Source organism: Acinetobacter sp. CIP 102637, from assembly GCF_000368425.1.
GTDB classification, from domain to species: domain Bacteria; phylum Pseudomonadota; class Gammaproteobacteria; order Pseudomonadales; family Moraxellaceae; genus Acinetobacter; species Acinetobacter parvus.
This window is the reverse complement of the sequence record NZ_KB849435.1, coordinates 1259548-1278665: the sequence shown is the minus strand read 5'-3', so window position 1 is coordinate 1278665 and position 19118 is coordinate 1259548. Positions and strand designations below refer to the sequence as shown.

Below are 19118 nucleotides of genomic sequence, written 5' to 3'. Positions count from 1 at the left end.
TTGACGAATGAAATATCAGACCAATGAGTACCATTTTTGATTTAAAAATACAGGTTCAGCCAGCACATATTGATGTACTTGGGCATGTCAACAATGTGATGTATATCCAGTGGATGCAAGATGTTGCTGAGGCGCATATCGAAGCATTGGGTTTGGGGCTGGCACAATATCTAGAACTCAAGCATGCGATGGTCGCGGTTGAACACCATGTGCAATATCGTAAGGCTGCATTTGAGGGGGAGGAAGTCATCTTAAGGACGTGGCTTAATGATATTAATGCATTATATTCTTTTCGCCAGTATGCATTTTACCGTCCCAAGGATCAAAGTATCCTGTTTGTTGGTAACACTAAATGGGCCTGTATTGAAATTGCCACAGGTCGTCCAAAACGCATGTCACCAAGTTTTACCCATGCCTACCAACCCATTCCAGCTGATTTGAATCCGATGGATTTTTCAATTTCCTATGCTGCTATGGAATGAATGAAGGTGTTGCGTGAACCATGAAGCCTTTAAATGAAACTCATTATTTTGGATACTTTGAAAAGCTGTTCTGTTATAATCGGCAACAATTTTGTTAAACCGCTTTGGCCTATTGCTTTTTTAAAGTATCAGGCGTTCTATTTTCTCAAGGTAACCCATGGCGCAAGCTAAAAAATCCGTAGATATCAAAAATATACGAAATTTCTCGATTATTGCTCACATTGACCACGGTAAGTCAACACTGGCTGACCGTTTCATTCAAATGTGTGGCGGCTTACAGGATCGTGAGATGCAGGCTCAGGTGCTAGACTCCATGGAGCTTGAGCGTGAACGTGGGATTACCATTAAGGCTGCGTCGGTCACGTTGTACTATACGCATCCGAATGGTCAGGAATATCAACTCAACTTTATTGATACGCCAGGGCACGTTGACTTTTCTTATGAAGTGTCACGTTCCTTGGCTGCATGTGAAGGTGCGTTGCTAGTCGTGGATGCGGCACAGGGAGTTGAGGCTCAATCTGTTGCAAACTGTTATACCGCAATTGAGCAAGGCTTGGAAGTATTGCCCATCCTGAACAAGATTGACCTGCCTCAGGCTGAACCTGAGCGTGTCATCCATGAGATTGAAGAAATTATCGGGATTGAGGCAACAGATGCGCCAACCTGTTCTGCAAAAACAGGTTTAGGGGTTGAGGGTGTTTTAGAGCGTCTGGTTGATGTGATTCCAGCACCAGAAGGCGACCGTGATGCGCCGTTGCAGGCGTTGATCATTGACTCATGGTTTGATAACTATTTGGGTGTTGTCTCGCTGGTCCGCATTAAACAGGGTCGTATCCGTAAGGGCGACAAAATGCTGGTGAAATCAACTGGACAAACGCATCCTGTGACATCGGTAGGTGTGTTTAATCCAAAACATACTGAAACTGATTTGCTTGAGGCAGGTGAGGTTGGTTTTGTCATTGCGGGTATCAAGGATATTTTTGGTGCACCAGTCGGCGATACCATCACGCTTTCATCTACTCCCGATGTTGCAATACTTCCAGGCTTTAAGAAAGTGAAGCCACAGGTGTATGCTGGGCTTTTCCCAATTGATGCCAGTGATTTCGAGCCATTCCGTGAGGCTCTGCAAAAACTCCAGATTAATGATTCAGCTTTATTCTTTGAACCAGAAAGCTCTGATGCTTTAGGTTTTGGTTTCCGTTGCGGCTTCTTGGGGATGCTGCATATGGAAATTGTGCAGGAACGTTTGGAACGTGAATATGATCTTGACCTGATTAGTTCTGCGCCAACTGTAATTTATGAAGCATTGACCAAGAAAGGCGACATTATTTATATCGATAGCCCATCGAAAATGCCAGATGGTTCGACAGTTGAAGACTTACGTGAGCCGATTGCAGAATGTCATATTCTTGTGCCACAGGAATATCTGGGCAATGTCATGACCTTGTGTATTGAGCGTCGTGGTGTGCAAAAAGATATGAAATTCTTGGGTAATCAGGTATCCATCACCTTTGAAATTCCAATGGCTGAGGTGGTTATGGATTTCTTTGACAAGTTGAAATCATGTTCTCGTGGCTTTGCTTCACTGGATTATAACTTTGTCCGTTTTGAGAGTTCATCTCTGGTTAAGGTTGACGTGTTAATTAATAGCGAAAAGGTGGATGCCTTGGCGATGATTTGTCACCGTCAGGATGCCCGCCATCGTGGTATCGCACTTGTTGAGAAGATGAAAGACCTGATTCCCCGCCAAATGTATGATGTGGCGATTCAGGCAGCTATTGGTGCGCAAATCATTGCACGTTCTACCGTTAAAGCCATGCGTAAGAACGTTTTGGCAAAATGTTATGGTGGTGACGTGTCTCGTAAGAAGAAACTGCTTTCGAAACAAAAAGAAGGTAAGAAACGCATGAAACAGGTGGGAAGTGTCGAAATTCCACAGGAAGCGTTCTTGGCTGTATTAAAAGTTGATCGATAGAAAAAGACTTAGGAATCGCTCATGGATTTTGATTTTAATTTGATTCTCGTTCCAGTCACACTGATATTTTTTATTGTGTGGTTGCTTGACAAGTTTGTACTGAAACAACGTGCAAATAAGGGACGTGATCAGGAAAACTTTGTGATCACATGGGCGTATGATTTCTGGCCAGTATTGGCTGTGGTGTTGGTGCTACGTTCTTTCCTCTATGAGCCGTTTAATATCCCATCTGACTCTATGGTGCCTACCCTGGAAACAGGTGACTTTATTTTGGTGAATAAGTTTGATTACGGTGTACGTTTGCCGATTATAAATAGCAAAGTAATTAATGTTGGTGAACCAAAGCGCGGTGAAGTCATCGTGTTCCGTTATCCACCACAACCAACCATTAGCTATATCAAGCGTGTGGTGGGTTTACCAGGTGACCACATTCAGTTTAAAGATGGGCAGCTAATCATTAATGGTCAGCAAATTGCAAAAGTTGCTACTGAGGTTAAACGTGAAAAGGACCAGCTTGAAACGCCAACCGTATATTACTTTAAAGAGACTTTAGGTGAGCATCAGCATCTAATTCGTTATCTGGATGGGCGTAATCCTTTGGCTGAACAGTTTCAGTTTGCTCAGTTAAAGGGCGCTGAAGCATTAGTGCCATTTGTGGCAAAAGCTAATGATGTATTTATTAAAAGTAATGGACGGGATTGGGAAGTGACTGTACCACAAGGCCAGTATTTTGTAATGGGGGATAACCGTGACCAAAGCGCTGATAGCCGTTTTTGGGGTTTTGTCCCAGAAGCCAATTTAACAGGCCGTGCTTTTTATGTATGGATGCATAAAGAACCTGGTTTCAATCTTCCAAGTTTTAGCCGAAATGGTAAGATTGACTAATAAATAAAACGTATAGGACATACTACAGATGCGTAAATCTCAACAAGGCGCTTCGTATATTGCAATTTTATTTTGGGCGGTTTTATTTGCGATTGCTGTAAAGGCATTAGTCGCAATCTGGCCAGCATATTGGGATGATCGAATTATAGATTCTCAAATTGAAGGTCTATTAAAGGATAGTCCTGAGAATATTACACCCACTAAGTTTGAATCTCAGATGGATCAGCGTCTGGATATGAATGGTGTCCGAGATCTTCGTTTTAAAGATATCGCACAAGCAACCTATAAAGATAGTTTAGTTGTAAAGAAAAAGTATGAAGTGCGTAAGCCTTTCATGCTGAATATTAGTTTAGTGATGACCTTTGAGAAGACTTTTGACCAAAAATCTGCCAAACAAGCTCAATGATGCACGTCTGCAAGGGCGAATTGGTCACCAGTTTAAACAGCTTGATTTGTTAAAACTGGCATTGACCCATCGTTCTGTGAGCCAAAAGCACAATTATGAACGCCTAGAATTTCTAGGCGATTCATTATTGGGAATGATCGTTGCCAATTATCTCTACCATACCTATCCGCTAGAAAATGAAGGTCGTTTAACGCGTATGCGTGCGACTTTGGTTCGACAGGAAGCATTGGGGAAAATTGCCAATGACTTGCAACTGAGTCGCTCACTTATTTTAAGCACTGGTGAGCTAAAATCGGGTGGACATCACCGAGAGTCCATTCTTGCTGATACCGTTGAGGCGATTATTGGTGCCATTTATTTGGACAGCAATGATCTCAACCTGTTGGAACGCATTGTGCTAAAATGGTATGAGCCTTATCTGGATTATATCGAACCGACAGATCAACTCAAAGATCCAAAATCACGTTTGCAAGAGTATTTACAAGCACGTAAAAAACCTCTCCCAGTTTACGAGGTTGTAGATATTCAGGGTGATGCCCCTAATCAACATTTCAAAGTGGAATGTGATGTAGCGGGACTGCCAAAAATTATAGGCGAGGGCTCAAGTCGTCGTTTTGCCGAACAAACGGCAGCGGCAGAGATTTTAAAATTATTGGAGCAATAACCTGATGTCTCATTCAGAAGAAAATAAGCCAGAAGCAACTGAACAGCAAGATGGCAATAATGTAGTTGATCAATTTTTCAGTGCTCAGGGAACCACGATTCCCTCAGATTTCAAAAGCGGTTTTGTGGCTATTGTTGGTCGTCCAAATGTAGGAAAATCGACTTTGATGAACCACATCTTGGGTCAAAAGCTATCGATTACTTCACGTAAGCCACAAACCACACGCCACAAGATTGTCGGTATTGACTCGCGTGAGAAATCACAGGCAGTATTTGTAGATACACCTGGGATGCATAAAAAAGAAGTCCGTGCCATCAATAAAATGATGAACCGTGCTGCACATTCAGCATTGCGTGATGTGAACTTGGTTCTATTCGTGGTGGATGCGCAGAAGTGGACCCAAAATGATGAGCTAGTTTTGGAGAAGCTTAAAAATGCTGATATGCCTGTGATTCTGGTGATTAATAAACTGGATACATTTGAAAATAAAAATGAGGCTTTACCACTGATTCGAGAGCGTGCCAAGCTCATGAATTTTGCTGAAATTGTTCCGGTTTCAGCATTGCGTGGTGCAAATCTCGATCATTTGCGAGATACCATCGAGAAGTATCTGCCATATCAACCACCATTGTATTCATTAGATCAAATTACTGATCGTTCTGAGCGTTTCCTTGCGAGTGAGATCATTCGTGAGAAAATTATGCGTCAGTTAGGTGAAGAGCTGCCATATGATTTGACTGTACAAATCGAATCATTTAAAACTGAAGAAGCAGCCGTAAATGAAAAAACAGGTCGTTTAAAGCCACCTTGTACGTATATTGATGCGACCATTTTTGTGGAACGCCAAGGCCAAAAAGCGATTGTGATTGGTGATAAAGGTGCGAAGCTGAAAAGCATTGGCATGGATGCACGTACAGATATGGAAAAAATGTTTGAGCAAAAAATTATGCTAACGCTTTGGGTGAAAGTCAAAGGTGGTTGGTCTGATGATGAGCGTGCGTTAAAAAGCTTGGGTTATAGCGATATTTAACAGGTTTTAAGACAATGGAAACAGGTATGAAAATAACAATCCGTGTACTCGCAATCGTAACATGCATCTTCATGTTGCAAGGCTGTGTTCATAAGCTTGTGACCGTACCTGTTAAAGTTGCTTATAAGACCACCAAAGGTGTTGTTAAGGGGACTGCTGCTGTGGCTGGTGCAGTTATTCCTGATGGCGATGATGAAGAAAAGGATGAGAAAAAGAAGGACTAGTCTCGTACTATGATGCGTAATGAAGTCCTACATGGTTATTTGATTCATCATCGTAAATATCGTGAAAAAAGCCATATTGTGCATTTATTTACACAAGAATATGGGCGGGTGGATGGGATTCTAAGACAGACCCCACCGCCGCAATATCAGCCTATTCGTCTGCAGGCCACAGGCAAATCTGAACTAAAAAACTTCACAAAACTGGAAATTCTGAATCAACCTGTGTTTTTTCATGGTGATGCATTTTTTGCTGGTTTCTATTTAAATGAGATCGTGTTACGTTTATGTCCGCTTGAAGAAGCGATGCCACAGACATTTGAACAATACCAACTGACCTTATTGCAATTACAGCAATTGGCATCGCATAAACAAGCCTCTTTATTCCTGCGACAGATTTTACGCCAGTTTGAACATGTATTATTGCAGGAGTTGGGCTATGCGATTGATTTTTCAGTAGATGCGAGTCAACAAGACATTCAGGTCAATCAGCATTATCAATTTCAGCTCAATGATGGCTTTCTGCCAGTTTCACGAGCCTCACGTTCAACACTTGAGGGTGCATTGATTACATCCATGCAAAGTTATGAAGATGGTCAGGATTTTTCTCACGAACAGTTGCAATTATTGGGTAAACTATACCGTCAAATGATTAGCTCCTTGTTGGGTGATCGACCGCTGAAAAGCCGTCAACTTTGGATTCAAAGTACACAAACTTGATATTCCTGATGTATTGAAAATAATGATTCAGGGCTAAACCGATAGGATATTTTTTATGGCCGCAATCTTAGGTGTGAACATTGATCATGTTGCAACATTAAGACAGGCACGTGGTACGACTTACCCCGATCCAGTTCAGGCTGCTTTGGTTTGTGAGCAAGCGGGTGCAGAGGGGATTACCCTCCATTTGCGCGAAGATCGCCGCCATATACAGGATGATGATGTTCGCCGTATGCGTCCGTTGTTAAAAACACGTATGAATCTTGAATTGGCAGTGACGGATGAAATGGTTGCGTTTGCCAAGGAAATCCAGCCTCAGCATGTCTGTTTTGTTCCTGAACGTCGTCAGGAAGTGACTACAGAGGGTGGCCTGGATGTTGTAGGTAACTTTGAAAAAGTGAAGGCGGCAACTGAAGCCCTGACAGCCATTGGTAGTGATGTATCTTTATTTATTGATGCAGATTTGGCCCAAATTGATGCGGCGGTTGCCTGTGGTGCACCAACCATTGAAATCCATACGGGTGCTTATGCTGATGCCGAGACAGATGAGCAGCAACAAGCTGAATTAACTCGTATTATCAAAGGTGCTGAATATGCAGCGGCAAAAGGTTTGGTTGTGAATGCTGGGCATGGTTTAAACTTAAATAATGTTGCTGCTATTGCTGCAATTCCACAAATTAATGAGCTTAATATTGGTCATTCGATTATTGCCGATAGTGTATTCGTTGGTCTGGCTCAGGCAGTGAAAGATATGAAAGCAGCGATTCAGGCTGCTGCGAGATAAATTGATGAGTAGTGTGAATTATGATGAGTTAATGCAACCTGTCATTGCATTTTTAGGTTGTACCACTCCTCAGGCGTGGCTGGATGAAGCGGTGAATAACCTCGACATCCTGATGCAAGACCATGCCAACTGTGAGAAAAAAGCGGCAAGTACAGCAATGAACCTGATGTTCCGCTATAGCTTTTTTACCGACTTACAAGTGAAATTGGCACAACTGGTACGTGAAGAAATGCTGCATTATGAGCAGGTTTTGGAATTCATGACCAAACGCGGTCAAGAGTGGAAAGGATTGAGTGCTGGGCGTTATGCTGGTGGATTGCGTAAAGAAATCCGTACTTACGAGCCTGAAGCATTGATTGATGTCATGATTATCGGAGCTTTTGTAGAGGCACGTTCCTGTGAGCGTTTCTATGCGCTAGCACCTGTTGTGGACGATGAGCTGGGCCGTTACTACCGCTACTTACTTAAGTCTGAATCTCGTCATTTTGAGGACTATTTGGCTTTAGCTTTAGATGTTGCAAAAACTGCCAAACTTAAAGATCCAGAAGAAACGATCCAGCAACGGATTGAGCATATTCGTGAAGTGGAAAAGAATCTAATTTTAACGCCAGATGATACTTTCCGCTTCCATAGTGGTGTGCCTAGTCGCTAAACACACCATTTTTGCATAAATCAATTAAACACGAGGTGTTGTAGACTACTTAGGGTTCTGATCAGCATTTAAAAATTTATAAATATTTTCAAATGGAATGTGGTCGCTAGCATCAGAACCGTAATATGTTTCAATAATATAACCTTGCTCATCAATTAAAAAATCTGCTGGCATAATATCACTTGGATTTTGTAGATTCTTTTTTAAACCCTCAGCCCCAATTATTTTGATGCCTAAAACCCATGAGATGAAATGTCGAAAAACGCTATAAGCAGAGCGTGCAATTGATCGTTCAATACCATAAGCTTTATAGGCGATATTTTCAGGATCGGCGACGATCGTAAAAGGGCGAGGGCGTTTTCTTACAAATTCATTGACTTCTTCATGTGTTGATGAAAAAAATGCAATGATTTCTAAGCCTTCATCCGAAAGTTTTTTATAATGTTGTGTTAATTGGAAAATTCTAAAATTACAAAAAGGACAGTTTGTATCACGGAAAAATGCAAGTAAAGTGCGTTTACCTGAGTCTAGTCGAACTACTTTGCCATGGCTATCTATAAGTTGAAATTTTGGTGCAGTTTCTGGCGATATAAGACGCATTATGATAAGACCATATATTTTAAAAGGTATGCATTGTGCTTAATATAAAAAAGCCCTGATTATTGATCAGGGCTTTTTAGAATTTTGGCTCTCCCACCTGGGCTCGAACCAGGGACCTGCGGATTAACAGTCCGTCGCTCTACCGACTGAGCTATGGGAGAATCTGGAGTGAATTTTAGGGGGCAAGACGTTTATAGTCAAGTAAAATCAGTGTAAATAATAAACTGTTAAGTGCTTAAAATCGCTATATTAACGTACAACCTGATTGCATTGGGCTAATTGGGACGAATGCGCTGTCCAGCTTGCTCCCACTGAATTTTTATAATAGCTAATCTTGCCAATACGCAAAACCAGATTTTGACAGGAGTCCAGAGACAGGTCATTGCCCCAGGGCCCAGACATGCTACAAACTTTACCATTACACTTCCAGACCACATTTGGCCCATTTTCAATAGGGACAGTCACAGTACCCTTATAAGTCGAGCCTGCATACCATGTTGTTTGTGCAGCCATGACTGGACTGCATAAGAATAATAAACTGAGAAGTAGTTTCTTCATTATGGTTTTCCTTAATATGACCATCGTTTTTTATTATAGGGTTGAAAAGGACGCAAGGCTAAAACATATACGAGATGCAACATAAAAAATAAATAGAGTTACAACAGGGATGACAATAAATTAAAGCATTGACAATAAAAAAACCCTGATCAAATCAGGGCTTTTTAGAATTTTGGCTCTCCCACCTGGGCTCGAACCAGGGACCTGCGGATTAACAGTCCGTCGCTCTACCGACTGAGCTATGGGAGAATCTGACGCGCATTTTAGGCATGAAAAACGTATGCGTCAATAAGAATATTAAATAAAATGAATTGTTTGCTTGATAAATATGCTTTTTAGGTTTTACGCATAAAAAAACTGCCCGAAGTGGGCAGTTTTTATTCAAGAAATAAAAATTATTTCTCAACACCTGCTGGTTGACCTGCAAGTTTTGCATTTGCATAGTCCCAGTTCACTAGGCTTTCCAAGAAAGTTGCAATGTATTTTGGACGTAGATTACGGAAGTCGATGTAGTAGGCATGTTCCCAAACGTCAATGGTTAATACCGCAATTTGACCGTGAGCAAGCGGGGTGTCTGCATTTGAAGTTTTGGTAATTGATAATTTACCGTTGATTTCATCGGCAACCAACCAAGCCCAACCTGAACCGAACTGAGTTGTTGCAGCAGCGGTAAATTCTTCTGCAAATTTTTCATAGCTACCAAAAGCTTCTTCGATTTTAGCTGCGATTGCGCCTGTAGGCTTGCCACCACCATTTGGTTTCATGCTGTTCCAGTAGAATGTGTGGTTCCAGACCTGTGCAGCATTGTTAAAGATACCTGCTTTAGAAGCATCGCCAGCAGAAGCCTGGATGATTTCCTCTAAAGTTTTACCTTCAAGGTCAGTGCCTTTGATTAGGTTGTTTAAGTTAACAACATAAGTATTGTGATGTTTATCGTGATGGTATTCTAAAGTTTCGCGGGTAATGTGCGGCGCTAAATCATCATAGCCATATGGAAGTGCAGGTAAAGTAATGGTTGTCATGTTTCAATCCTTGCATTTGCTGGGTTTTACATTAAGTGGCTCTATTGTAAATGATTCTACAGAGAATAGTGCAGTCTTTTAAAGAACTATACACAATAACGACTTAATTTAAATGTATAACCTGAGCTTCGAGTAAAGCAAAGCTTGATTTGAAACCCCAGACAATGTTATGGAAAAATATGTTGAACAGAATCAAATTATGCCATTGGGTTAAATCGGATTGTTTAATTCAAAATATTCAGCTTGTATGGAAAACTGCTTGGCAATGGCCTGAGCCAAACGCTGTACACCATATCGTTCGGTTGCATGATGCCCACATGCAAAATAATGAACACCTAATTCTTTAGCCTGATAAAACGTACGCTCACTCACTTCACCTGAAATATAGGCATCACAGTTTTCCTGAGCTGCCTTATCAATAAAGTCCTGTGCTCCGCCTGTACAAAAGCCAACTTTCTGAATCAGGGCTTTATCACATGCCAGATGTAATACACTAAAATCAAAGACCTCCTGTAGTCTTTCCTTAAATTGTTCAGGGCTCAGGGCTTGATCCAGATAGCCAATGTTGCCAATTGGATACTTTTCGGCTGGGTCTAAGGCTTCCAGATTTTGTAAACCAATTAACTCTGCAATCGCTACATTGTTTCCCAGTATAGGGTGGGCATCCAAAGGCAGGTGATAGGCAATCAGTGAAATGTTGTTTTGAATGAGTTTTTTAATGCGATTGCCACGCATCCCTGTGATTGGGTAGGGTTCACCTTTCCAGAAATAGCCATGATGAACCAGCAAGGCATCCGCCTGTTGAGCAATTGCCGCATCAATGCCATCTTCAGAGGCAGTGACAGCACAAACAATTTTATTGACTTCAGACTTGCCCTCAATTTGTAGCCCATTCGGTGCATAGTCCTTAAACTCATTTGCTTTTAATGTCTGATTACACCACTGCACAATGTCATGCAAATTTGCCATGCGATTCCTCAAATGCTTTACATCTATACAAGTATCCATAAAACCATATTTTTGAATGTAACTAAAGCTAGACAAAACTTTTGTAACTTTTGCATTGATTTTAGGCAATTTACTTTACAATATTGGAAAATTCCTGTTCTTCAATATATTAACTCCATTGTTCGCCTAGAGGATAATAAACGTGCGCCGTGCATTTATATGGTTACCTTGGGTATTACTCATTCTTGTTATCATTAGTTTCCTAAGCTGGCAAAAATTGCATCAGCCGAAGCCAACAGTCGCTGCCGATGGCGTTAAAATGCCTGCCGAAAAAGTGGAGCCACTGATTGATACAACCCGAACGGGTGGCGTGGTTTCCTATAGTGCTGCGGTAAAGGTTGCAACGCCAGCCGTGGTAAATATTTTTACCACGCAGAAAGTGAAGCAGATGAATCATCCATTGTTGAATGATCCTGTGTTCCGTGAGTTTTTTGGCAACCAGATTCCTCAGCAGCCTCAAAATGAAAATAGTCTGGGTTCGGGCGTTATTGTTCGTGCAGATGGTTATATTTTAACTAATAACCATGTGATTGCTCAGGCTGAACATATTGTAGTGGCGTTGCATGATGGTCGCCGTGCTGAAGCTAAGGTGATCGGAACTGACCCTGATACTGATTTGGCTGTCATTAAGATTGAACTGAACAAACTGCCTGTTCTGCCATTTAAACTGAGTGGTAATGAGGTTGGGGATGTCGTGCTGGCGATTGGTAATCCCTTTGGTGTAGGCCAGACCGTCACGCAAGGGATTATTTCCGCCACAGGCCGTTCAGATCTAGGTATCAATACCTATGAAGACTTTATTCAGACCGATGCGGCAATTAACCCAGGTAACTCTGGTGGTGCTTTGATTGACGTTGCGGGTAACCTGATTGGTGTAAACACTGCAATCTTCTCGCAGTCTGGCGGTTCGCTGGGAATTGGTTTTGCGATTCCTGCACAGATTTGCCAGCAGGTTCTTAACTCGATTTTAAAAGATGGTCGTGTTGTACGTGGTTGGTTGGGCATTAGCCTGATTCCAAATACGCTGGATGAAGATGTACTGGCCTCAAAACCAGTCGGTGTCATTGTTGCAGATGTATTGCGTGATGGTCCAGCCGATGCTGCGGGCGTGAAGCGTGGTGATAAAATCATTCAGGTCAATAATGAGCAAATTAGCTCAGCATCACACCTGATCAATTATGTGGCCTTGCAGGCACCTGCAAGTGTGATTGATGTAGTTGTTGAGCGTGATGGCAAGCAGCAAACCTTGCAGGTCAAAGTAGGCGAGCGTAAAGTGCAGCAAAATGCCCAGTCGCAATATATTCCATTGCCTAAACAACAATAACTAATTGATTATATTTAATGAAAAAGGGCTGCTTAAGGGCAGCCCTTTTGTTTGAGCAATAAAAAAAGCTTGCTGATCAAGGTCACTCAGCAAGCTTTTTGATTGTTTATAGGCTTTTTATTTTTTATTAAAACAGCAAAATTTGATGATTTGACTATATTCATCACAATCCGCATCTTAATAAAAAAGCTACCGAAGCAGCTTCTTATATCTTATTTAAATGAGTGTCTACATAAAACGTGATAAGTCTTCTTCAGGACGTGCTGTTAACACTTCAATTCCTGTTTTAGTCACTAAAATGGTGTGTTCATATTGGGCAGACAACTTATGGTCTTTAGTTACCACCGTCCATTTATCGCCTAAAAGCTTGGTTTGCCAAACACCAGCGTTGACCATTGGCTCAATGGTAAAAGTCATTCCAGCTTCAAGAATCATGCCTGTGCCTTTCTGGCCATAATGCAGAACTTGTGGCTCATCATGGAACACCTTGCCAATACCATGACCACAATATTCACGCACTACACTAAAACGTTCCGATTCCACATACTGCTGGATAGCATAGCCAACATCACCCAGATAAGAACCATCTTTAACCGTGGCCATACCACGATACATGGCTTCTTGTGCAACTTGGCAGAGACGATTCGCAAGAATAGAAGTCTCTCCACCGACGATATACATCATGTTGGTATCGCCGTGATAACCATCTTTAATCACGGTGACATCAATATTCAGAATATCGCCATTTTTTAGGATTTTATTTTCAGATGGGATACCATGACAAACCACATGGTTAACCGAAGTACAGATTGAATGTTGAAAAGCAGGGCGGCCTGGTGCCGCGCCGTAACCTACACAGGCAGGAATGGCCTGCTGTACATTTTCAATGTGATTGCGACAGATGGTATCGAGTTCTAAAGTGCTTACACCCGCTTTAATGTGCGGTTTAATCATGTCTAGAACTTCAGCCGCCAATTTGCCTGCAACACGCATCTTTTCAATTTCTTCAGGTGTTTTGATTAATCGACGAGGGGCTGTATAAGTTGTATTCATGATCTCTAAAAACTTTTGGAAATTTGTTTGTGACTATGGTATAAATAGCCGCCCATTTTATCAAATGCTTTTTCGTGAATAAATTTCACGGGCTTTGTGCGATGGGGCAATAAAATCCGCACATATATCGTCACATTACTCTGGGTGCCTAGCAATAGGTGGAGAATGCGGATATATGGAGGCCTAACCCAAACTTTAAGGTAAAGAAAATGGCAGATTACAACGTAAGCATGCGCGACCTTCTTCAAGCAGGCGCGCACTTCGGTCACCAAACTCGTTTCTGGAACCCAAAGATGCGTCAATACATCTTTGGTGCGCGTAACAAAATTCACATCATCAACCTTGAGCACACTGTTCCTGCGTTAAATGATGCTTTGAACTTTGTTAACAACCTTGCTAGCAAAAAGAATAAAGTATTGTTTGTTGGTACGAAACGTGCTGCTTCTAACATCATCCGTGAACAAGCACAACGTGCTGGTCAACCATATGTTGATCACCGTTGGTTAGGTGGTATGTTGACGAACTGGAAAACACTTCGCCAATCTATCAACCGTTTAAAAGATCTTCAAACTCAATCTCAAGATGGTACTTTTGCCAAGCTTACTAAACGTGAAGCTTTAGAGCGTACTCGTGAGATGGAAAAACTTGAACGTGCTTTAGGCGGCGTTAAAAACATGGGTGGTTTACCTGACGCATTATTTGTAATCGACGTTGATCACGAAGCGATTGCAATCAAAGAAGCGAAAAACCTGGGTATTCCTGTAATCGGTATCGTTGATACAAACTCTAACCCAGACAACGTAGACTACGTTATTCCTGGTAACGACGATGCGATCCGTGCAGTAACTTTATATGCTTCTGCTATGGCTGATGCGATTCTTGCTGGTAAAGAATATGCTCAATCACAAGCAAATGCACAAGCGAAAGGCGACGACGCTGCTAAAGACGCTTCTGAGGCTTAATGCGTTTTGACGCAAGCTTGTCATTTTTGCGACATGTAATGGTGGCAGATTAAAGCGTCGAGATTGCAAACGGCCCAGAGATTCTTTGGGCCGTTTTTGTTGAACAGATTTATTTTCTACCGATTTTAGGAGAACAACATGACTGCAGTTACTGCGAGCATGGTAAAAGAATTACGTGACCGTACTGGTCTTGCAATGATGGAATGCAAAAAAGCATTAACAGAAGCAGGCGGTGACATCGAACTTGCAATTGATAACCTTCGTAAATCAGGTCAGGCAAAAGCTGCTAAAAAAGCAGGTAACATTGCTGCCGATGGTGCGATCACAATTATTCAAGACGCTAACAAAGCGATTCTTGTTGAAGTTAACTGTCAAACTGACTTCGTTGCAAAAGACGAAAACTTCAAAAACTTCTCTGATAAGGTTGCTGCTGCTGCACTTGCTGCAAATGAAACTGATGCTGCAAAAATTGCTGAACTTAAGCTTGAAGACGGTGCGACTGTAGAAGAAGCTCGTGTTGCGCTTGTTCAAAAAATCGGTGAAAACATCCAGGTTCGTCGTGCTCAAATCGTTGAAGGCGAAAACTTGGCTGTTTACAAGCACGGTTTAAAAATCGGTGTGGTTGTATCTTACACAGGTGATGCTGACACTGGTAAAGGTATTGCAATGCACGTTGCTGCGTTCAACCCAGTTGCTGTAAATGCAGAAGCTGTTCCAGCTGACTTAATCGCGAAAGAGAAAGAAATTGCTGAAGCGAAAGCGTTGGAATCTGGTAAGCCAGCCAACATCGTTGAGAAAATGGTAAGTGGTTCAGTTGACAAATACTTGAACGAAGTTGCACTTGACCGCCAAATGTATGTAATCGACAACGACAAGAAAGTTGCTGATGTATTGAAAGCAACGGGTACCAATGTCGCTCAATTCGTTCGTTTCGAAGTGGGTGAAGGTATTGAGAAGAAAGCTGAAATGAGCTTTGCAGAAGAAGTTGCTGCTGCTCAGGCTGAAGCTGCGAAGTAATTCGTATCTTTTCAAAAAACCCAGCCTTGTTGCTGGGTTTTTTTATTGGTTCTTTTTACATGCTCAAACTATGGCTCATCGTGTTGCTGTTTGAACTGTGCCAGTGCCTCAATTCGGTATTTAATCAGCATTTCACCAATTTCAGGCCCTGTAATGTGTTCGGGTAAATCCTGTGCCCGAATATTCCGTACAATTTGCATTGCATCCAGAATATATTGGGCCTGTGGATAAGGGCGATCTTCCAGACCTAGGCGGCCTTTTGCGTCACATTCACATGCCTGTACAAATGCCTCAACCTTTTCTGGTTTCCGTAGAACATCCAAACGTTGTAATAAACGCCATAAAGTACCTGGTTTTAAACTCTTGGCCTGATGACACTTTAAATGTTCTTTACAGACGGTCAGGGCCAGACTCTTGAGCTGAGAGGGAACCTTTAAGCGGTCACACACCTCGGTTACGGGTTGCAAACCACGTTCCTCATGCATGATATGCCGTGGTAATTCCTCAGTTGGGGTCAGCGCTTTCCCTAAATCATGCACCAAGACAGCAAAACGTACATCTAGTCCATAGTTGGACTGACAAGCTTGTTTTAGTGCCATGAGGGTGTGAACCCCACAATCTATTTCAGGGTGGTACTCTGGGCGCTGTGGTACACCAAATAAGGCATCGATTTCTGGGAACAGAACTTTTAGCGCATCACAATTTCTTAATGTTTGAAAATAGATATATGCATGATCCTCCATCAATGCACGAGAAGTTTCTTTCCAGACACGTTCAGGAGTCAATGCATCAAGCTCACCTGATTTCGCAATTTCACTCATTAGTTGCAGCGTTTCATCTGCGATTTTAAAACCGTAGTTTGCATAGCGTGCAGCAAATCGGGCAACCCGAAGCACACGCAAAGGGTCTTCGGTAAATGCATCTGAAACATGGCGTAGGATTTTCTGGTCAAGATCTTTTTGACCACCATAGGGATCATAAACTTTCCCAGTTTCATCCATTGCCATTGCATTGATGGTTAAGTCACGGCGAATTAAATCTTCTTCTAATTTAACAGTGCTATCAGTAAAAAACTGGAAACCATGATAACCCACACCAGACTTGCGCTCTGTGCGGGCAAGTGCATATTCTTCTTTTGTTTTTGGATGAAGAAATACAGGGAAGTCCTTTCCAACGCGTTGGTAACCTTCAGATAATAATTGTTCAGGTGTTGCTCCAACCACAACATAATCTTTTTCGTGATAGGGGTGACCGAGTAAGTGATCTCGAACTGCACCGCCTACTAAATAAACTTGCATAAAAAACCTCTATTCTTCACACAATCATGCTACAGAATAGAGGTTTTCTCAAGCACTAAGCATAGCTTTTAATGTTAAAAGCTATGCTTAAACTATATCAGTTTTGGCTTTGCTGAATTTCAGCAACAGTTAAAGCTGTCATATTCACTAGACGGCGGGTAGTTGCTGTCGGTGTTAAAATATGAACTGGCTTTGCTGCGCCTAATAAGATTGGACCAATCGTTACATTATTACCAGATGTTGCTTTTAACAAATTGAATGAAATATTTGCAGAATCTAAATTCGGCATAATCAACAAGTTTGCTGAACCTTTAAAGCGTGAATTTGGAAATGCAAAATGACGAATATTATCATCTAATGCAGCATCACCATGCATTTCACCTTCAACTTCAAGTTCAGGGGCTTGCTCGGAAAGTAAACGATAAACTTCACGCATTTTCTGAGCACTTGGATCAACTTGATCACTTCCAAAACTTGAGTGAGAAAGTAAAGCGACACGAGGAGTCATACCAAAACGACGTACTTCTTCGGCTGCTAAAATAGTCATCTCTGCAAGTTGTTCAGCAGTTGGATTGGTATTTACATAAGTATCGGCAATAAACAAGTTACGATCTTCAAGCATTAATGCGTTGAGTGTAAACAATGTACTACGACCTTCTTTTAAACCGATCACGTTTTTAACGAAATCTAAATGGATATCGTAGCTCGCATAAGTGCCACATAGCATGCCATCAGCTTTGCCAAACTTAACTAGCAATGCTGCGATCAAAGTTGAACGACGACGTGCTTCACGTTGCGCATATTCCACAGTTACGCCTTTACGTTGCATCGTATTGTAGTAGTCTTTCCAGAAATCATCATATAAAGGATTGTTTTCTTGATCGACGATTTCAATATTGACATCACGCTGTAAGCGTAAACCGAGTTTTCTGATATTATCTTCAATAACAGCCGTACGACCAACAAGGATTGGTTTAGCTAGACCTTCATCTACAACAATTTGAACCGCACGCAATACACGTTGATCTTCACCCTCGGCATATGCAATACGCTTAGGATCAGTTTTCGCTTGTGAGAAAATCGGTTTCATTAAAAATGCTGAGTTATATACAAACTCAGAAAGTCTTTGACGATATACAGAAAAATCTTCAATTGGACGTGTCGCAACACCTGAATCCATCGCTGCTTTAGCTACTGCTGGCGCAATCTCAAGAATCAAGCGTTGGTCCAGAGGGCGAGGAATCAAGTAATCACGACCGAATGATGCAGATTTTTCACCGTAAGTTGCAGCATCTGCTTCAATATGTGCCATACGTGCAATCGCATGTACACAAGCAATTTTCATATCTTCATTAATGGTAGTTGCACCGACATCCAGCGCACCACGGAAAATATATGGGAAACAAAGCGCATTGTTTACTTGGTTTGGATAGTCTGAACGACCAGTTGCCATAATCACATCTGGGCGAACTTCGTGCGCATGTTCAGGCAAAATTTCTGGGTCTGGGTTTGCCAATGCAAAGATAATTGGGTTTTCAGCCATTTCCTTAACCATTTCTTTGGTTAAGATTCCTGCCGCCGAAAGGCCGAGGAACATATCTGCGCCAGCCACAACTTCATGCAACTGGGTTGCCGCGATGTCCTGAACATAGCGTTTTTTCGAATCGTCCAGCCCTTCACGTGAGGTGGTGAGAAGACCACGGGAATCTGCAACAACAATGTTGGCCTTGTTTACGCCTAATGCACAAAGTAAATCTAAACATGACAATGCAGCAGCACCAGCACCTGATGCAACGATTTTAATTTCATCAATTTTCTTGTTCACGATCTGCAAGGCATTCAACAATGCTGAGCCTACAATGATACTGGTACCATGTTGATCATCATGGAATACAGGAATGTTCATGCGTTCACGAAGTTTCTTCTCGATATAGAAACATTCAGGTGCCTTGATGTCTTCCAGGTTGATACCGCCAAAGGTTGGTTCTAGTGCGGCAACGATATCCACGATCTTGTCTGGATCGTTTTCAGCAATTTCAATATCAAATACATCAACCCCAGCGAACTTCTTGAACAGTACGCCTTTACCTTCCATTACAGGTTTGGAGGCAAGGGGACCAATGTTCCCTAAACCAAGTACGGCTGTACCATTACTCACGACGGCGACCAGATTGCCACGGGCTGTATATTTAGCGGCGGCAGAAGGGTCACGTTCAATTTCCAGACATGGAGCTGCGACACCAGGAGAATATGCAAGCGCTAAATCTCGTTGGTTAACGAGCTGCTTGCTAGGTGTCACACTGATTTTTCCAGGTGTAGGAAATTCATGGTAATACAAAGCGGCTTGTTTTAAAGATTGATCGTCCATCTGAGTCTCGATTGTTTCGATAGTTGTTTCAATACAACAACCAGTCATAGCTAGGACTGATGATTATATTAAGATAAGTGCACAAGAAT

The 19118-nt window shown here is 41.9% G+C and carries 20 protein-coding genes and 2 tRNA genes; 13 read left to right on the top strand and 9 right to left on the bottom strand.

Going from position 1 to position 19118, the window contains the following annotated elements; genetic code table 11:
* Window positions 1-23: 23 nt before the first annotated feature.
* The 10 genes from F967_RS09170 (at window position 24) to F967_RS09125 (ending at window position 7819) form a co-directional block, all read left to right on the top strand.
* Window positions 24-482, top strand: coding sequence for an acyl-CoA thioesterase (locus tag F967_RS09170; protein WP_004777265.1), 459 nt, complete (start codon window positions 24-26; stop codon window positions 480-482).
* A gap of 157 nt (window positions 483-639) precedes the next feature.
* Window positions 640-2457 carry a translation elongation factor 4 gene (gene lepA, locus F967_RS09165; protein ID WP_004682650.1) on the top strand — a complete coding sequence of 606 codons (1818 nt, stop codon included), beginning with the start codon at window positions 640-642 and terminating at the stop codon, window positions 2455-2457.
* A 21-nt stretch (window positions 2458-2478) separates the two neighbouring features.
* A complete protein-coding gene (gene lepB / locus F967_RS09160) occupies window positions 2479-3342 on the top strand; it encodes a signal peptidase I (RefSeq protein WP_004799480.1) in 864 nt (287 codons plus the stop codon).
* A gap of 28 nt (window positions 3343-3370) precedes the next feature.
* On the top strand, window positions 3371-3748 hold the full coding sequence (locus F967_RS09155; RefSeq protein ID WP_004799478.1) for a DUF4845 domain-containing protein: 378 nt from the start codon (window positions 3371-3373) through the stop codon (window positions 3746-3748).
* Window positions 3717-4412: a ribonuclease III gene (gene rnc / locus F967_RS09150; protein ID WP_004799476.1), complete on the top strand. Its 696-nt coding sequence runs from the start codon at window positions 3717-3719 to the stop codon at window positions 4410-4412. The genes F967_RS09155 and rnc overlap by 32 nt, the downstream gene beginning before the upstream one ends.
* 4 nt (window positions 4413-4416) lie before the next feature.
* Window positions 4417-5442, top strand: coding sequence for a GTPase Era (gene era / locus F967_RS09145; protein ID WP_004799475.1), 1026 nt, complete (start codon window positions 4417-4419; stop codon window positions 5440-5442).
* Window positions 5443-5468: 26 nt separating this feature from the next.
* The gene (locus F967_RS09140; protein ID WP_034431119.1) at window positions 5469-5666 is read left to right on the top strand and encodes an NF038104 family lipoprotein; all 198 of its coding nucleotides are present in this window, start codon (window positions 5469-5471) and stop codon (window positions 5664-5666) included.
* A 9-nt stretch (window positions 5667-5675) separates the two neighbouring features.
* Window positions 5676-6383 (top strand): DNA repair protein RecO, encoded by a 708-nt coding sequence (gene recO / locus F967_RS09135; RefSeq protein ID WP_004676919.1) that lies wholly within the window; start codon window positions 5676-5678, stop codon window positions 6381-6383.
* Between the two features lie 55 nt (window positions 6384-6438).
* Window positions 6439-7167, top strand: coding sequence for a pyridoxine 5'-phosphate synthase (gene pdxJ, locus F967_RS09130; RefSeq protein WP_004799472.1), 729 nt, complete (start codon window positions 6439-6441; stop codon window positions 7165-7167).
* 4 nt (window positions 7168-7171) lie between these two features.
* Entirely contained in the window at window positions 7172-7819 is a 648-nt protein-coding gene (locus F967_RS09125; protein ID WP_004799471.1) for a MiaE family protein, read from the top strand.
* A 45-nt stretch (window positions 7820-7864) separates the two neighbouring features.
* Here F967_RS09125 and F967_RS09120 read toward each other — a convergent pair whose 3' ends face one another.
* The 6 genes from F967_RS09120 to F967_RS09095 form a co-directional block, all read right to left on the bottom strand.
* Window positions 7865-8419, bottom strand: coding sequence for a peroxiredoxin family protein (locus F967_RS09120; protein ID WP_004777259.1), 555 nt, complete (start codon window positions 8417-8419; stop codon window positions 7865-7867).
* A gap of 85 nt (window positions 8420-8504) precedes the next feature.
* Window positions 8505-8580 (bottom strand) — tRNA-Asn (locus F967_RS09115).
* An 88-nt stretch (window positions 8581-8668) separates the two neighbouring features.
* Complete coding sequence (locus F967_RS09110; protein WP_004682640.1) at window positions 8669-8977, bottom strand: DUF8200 family protein; 309 nt, start codon at window positions 8975-8977, stop codon at window positions 8669-8671.
* A gap of 173 nt (window positions 8978-9150) precedes the next feature.
* Window positions 9151-9226: transfer RNA gene (locus F967_RS09105), tRNA-Asn, on the bottom strand.
* 146 nt (window positions 9227-9372) lie between these two features.
* Window positions 9373-9999, bottom strand: a complete 627-nt coding sequence (locus F967_RS09100) for a superoxide dismutase (RefSeq protein ID WP_004761574.1) — start codon at window positions 9997-9999, stop codon at window positions 9373-9375.
* Window positions 10000-10209: 210 nt separating this feature from the next.
* On the bottom strand, window positions 10210-10968 hold the full coding sequence (locus F967_RS09095; RefSeq protein ID WP_004799468.1) for a Nif3-like dinuclear metal center hexameric protein: 759 nt from the start codon (window positions 10966-10968) through the stop codon (window positions 10210-10212).
* 181 nt (window positions 10969-11149) lie between these two features.
* Between F967_RS09095 and F967_RS09090 the strand changes: the two genes are divergently transcribed.
* A complete protein-coding gene (locus F967_RS09090) occupies window positions 11150-12331 on the top strand; it encodes a trypsin-like peptidase domain-containing protein (protein WP_004799466.1) in 1182 nt (393 codons plus the stop codon).
* Window positions 12332-12559: 228 nt separating this feature from the next.
* On the opposite strand, the gene map is transcribed toward F967_RS09090, so the two are convergent.
* The gene (gene map, locus F967_RS09085; RefSeq protein WP_004799464.1) at window positions 12560-13384 is read right to left on the bottom strand and encodes a type I methionyl aminopeptidase; all 825 of its coding nucleotides are present in this window, start codon (window positions 13382-13384) and stop codon (window positions 12560-12562) included.
* Between the two features lie 209 nt (window positions 13385-13593).
* On the opposite strand from map, the gene rpsB reads away from it, so the two are divergent.
* The gene (gene rpsB / locus F967_RS09080; RefSeq protein WP_004652723.1) at window positions 13594-14346 is read left to right on the top strand and encodes a 30S ribosomal protein S2; all 753 of its coding nucleotides are present in this window, start codon (window positions 13594-13596) and stop codon (window positions 14344-14346) included.
* A 138-nt stretch (window positions 14347-14484) separates the two neighbouring features.
* Entirely contained in the window at window positions 14485-15363 is an 879-nt protein-coding gene (tsf, locus tag F967_RS09075; protein WP_004676927.1) for a translation elongation factor Ts, read from the top strand.
* Window positions 15364-15431: 68 nt separating this feature from the next.
* Here the strand turns inward: tsf and F967_RS09070 are convergent, their stop codons facing one another.
* Together F967_RS09070 and F967_RS09065 are read right to left on the bottom strand one after the other, a co-directional pair.
* Complete coding sequence (locus F967_RS09070) at window positions 15432-16661, bottom strand: multifunctional CCA addition/repair protein (protein WP_004799461.1); 1230 nt, start codon at window positions 16659-16661, stop codon at window positions 15432-15434.
* Between the two features lie 97 nt (window positions 16662-16758).
* On the bottom strand, window positions 16759-19029 hold the full coding sequence (locus F967_RS09065) for an NADP-dependent malic enzyme (RefSeq protein ID WP_034431250.1): 2271 nt from the start codon (window positions 19027-19029) through the stop codon (window positions 16759-16761).
* Window positions 19030-19118: the final 89 nt, after the last annotated feature.

Excerpts from the sequence above, each read along its gene's own strand:
- F967_RS09140 (WP_034431119.1), top strand. The coding sequence starts at position 5,469 with ATGAAAATAACAATCCGTGTACTCGCAATCGTAACATGCATCTTCATG.
- lepA (WP_004682650.1), top strand. The coding sequence starts at position 640 with ATGGCGCAAGCTAAAAAATCCGTAGATATCAAAAATATACGAAATTTC.
- pdxJ (WP_004799472.1), top strand. The coding sequence starts at position 6,439 with ATGGCCGCAATCTTAGGTGTGAACATTGATCATGTTGCAACATTAAGA.
- lepB (WP_004799480.1), top strand. The coding sequence starts at position 2,479 with ATGGATTTTGATTTTAATTTGATTCTCGTTCCAGTCACACTGATATTT.
- map (WP_004799464.1), bottom strand. The coding sequence starts at position 13,384 with ATGAATACAACTTATACAGCCCCTCGTCGATTAATCAAAACACCTGAA.
- F967_RS09070 (WP_004799461.1), bottom strand. The coding sequence starts at position 16,661 with ATGCAAGTTTATTTAGTAGGCGGTGCAGTTCGAGATCACTTACTCGGT.
- F967_RS09095 (WP_004799468.1), bottom strand. The coding sequence starts at position 10,968 with ATGGCAAATTTGCATGACATTGTGCAGTGGTGTAATCAGACATTAAAA.
- F967_RS09170 (WP_004777265.1), top strand. The coding sequence starts at position 24 with ATGAGTACCATTTTTGATTTAAAAATACAGGTTCAGCCAGCACATATT.
- era (WP_004799475.1), top strand. The coding sequence starts at position 4,417 with ATGTCTCATTCAGAAGAAAATAAGCCAGAAGCAACTGAACAGCAAGAT.
- F967_RS09110 (WP_004682640.1), bottom strand. The coding sequence starts at position 8,977 with ATGAAGAAACTACTTCTCAGTTTATTATTCTTATGCAGTCCAGTCATG.
- recO (WP_004676919.1), top strand. The coding sequence starts at position 5,676 with ATGATGCGTAATGAAGTCCTACATGGTTATTTGATTCATCATCGTAAA.
- F967_RS09155 (WP_004799478.1), top strand. The coding sequence starts at position 3,371 with ATGCGTAAATCTCAACAAGGCGCTTCGTATATTGCAATTTTATTTTGG.
- F967_RS09065 (WP_034431250.1), bottom strand. The coding sequence starts at position 19,029 with ATGGACGATCAATCTTTAAAACAAGCCGCTTTGTATTACCATGAATTT.
- F967_RS09125 (WP_004799471.1), top strand. The coding sequence starts at position 7,172 with ATGAGTAGTGTGAATTATGATGAGTTAATGCAACCTGTCATTGCATTT.
- F967_RS09100 (WP_004761574.1), bottom strand. The coding sequence starts at position 9,999 with ATGACAACCATTACTTTACCTGCACTTCCATATGGCTATGATGATTTA.
- rpsB (WP_004652723.1), top strand. The coding sequence starts at position 13,594 with ATGGCAGATTACAACGTAAGCATGCGCGACCTTCTTCAAGCAGGCGCG.
- tsf (WP_004676927.1), top strand. The coding sequence starts at position 14,485 with ATGACTGCAGTTACTGCGAGCATGGTAAAAGAATTACGTGACCGTACT.
- F967_RS09120 (WP_004777259.1), bottom strand. The coding sequence starts at position 8,419 with ATGCGTCTTATATCGCCAGAAACTGCACCAAAATTTCAACTTATAGAT.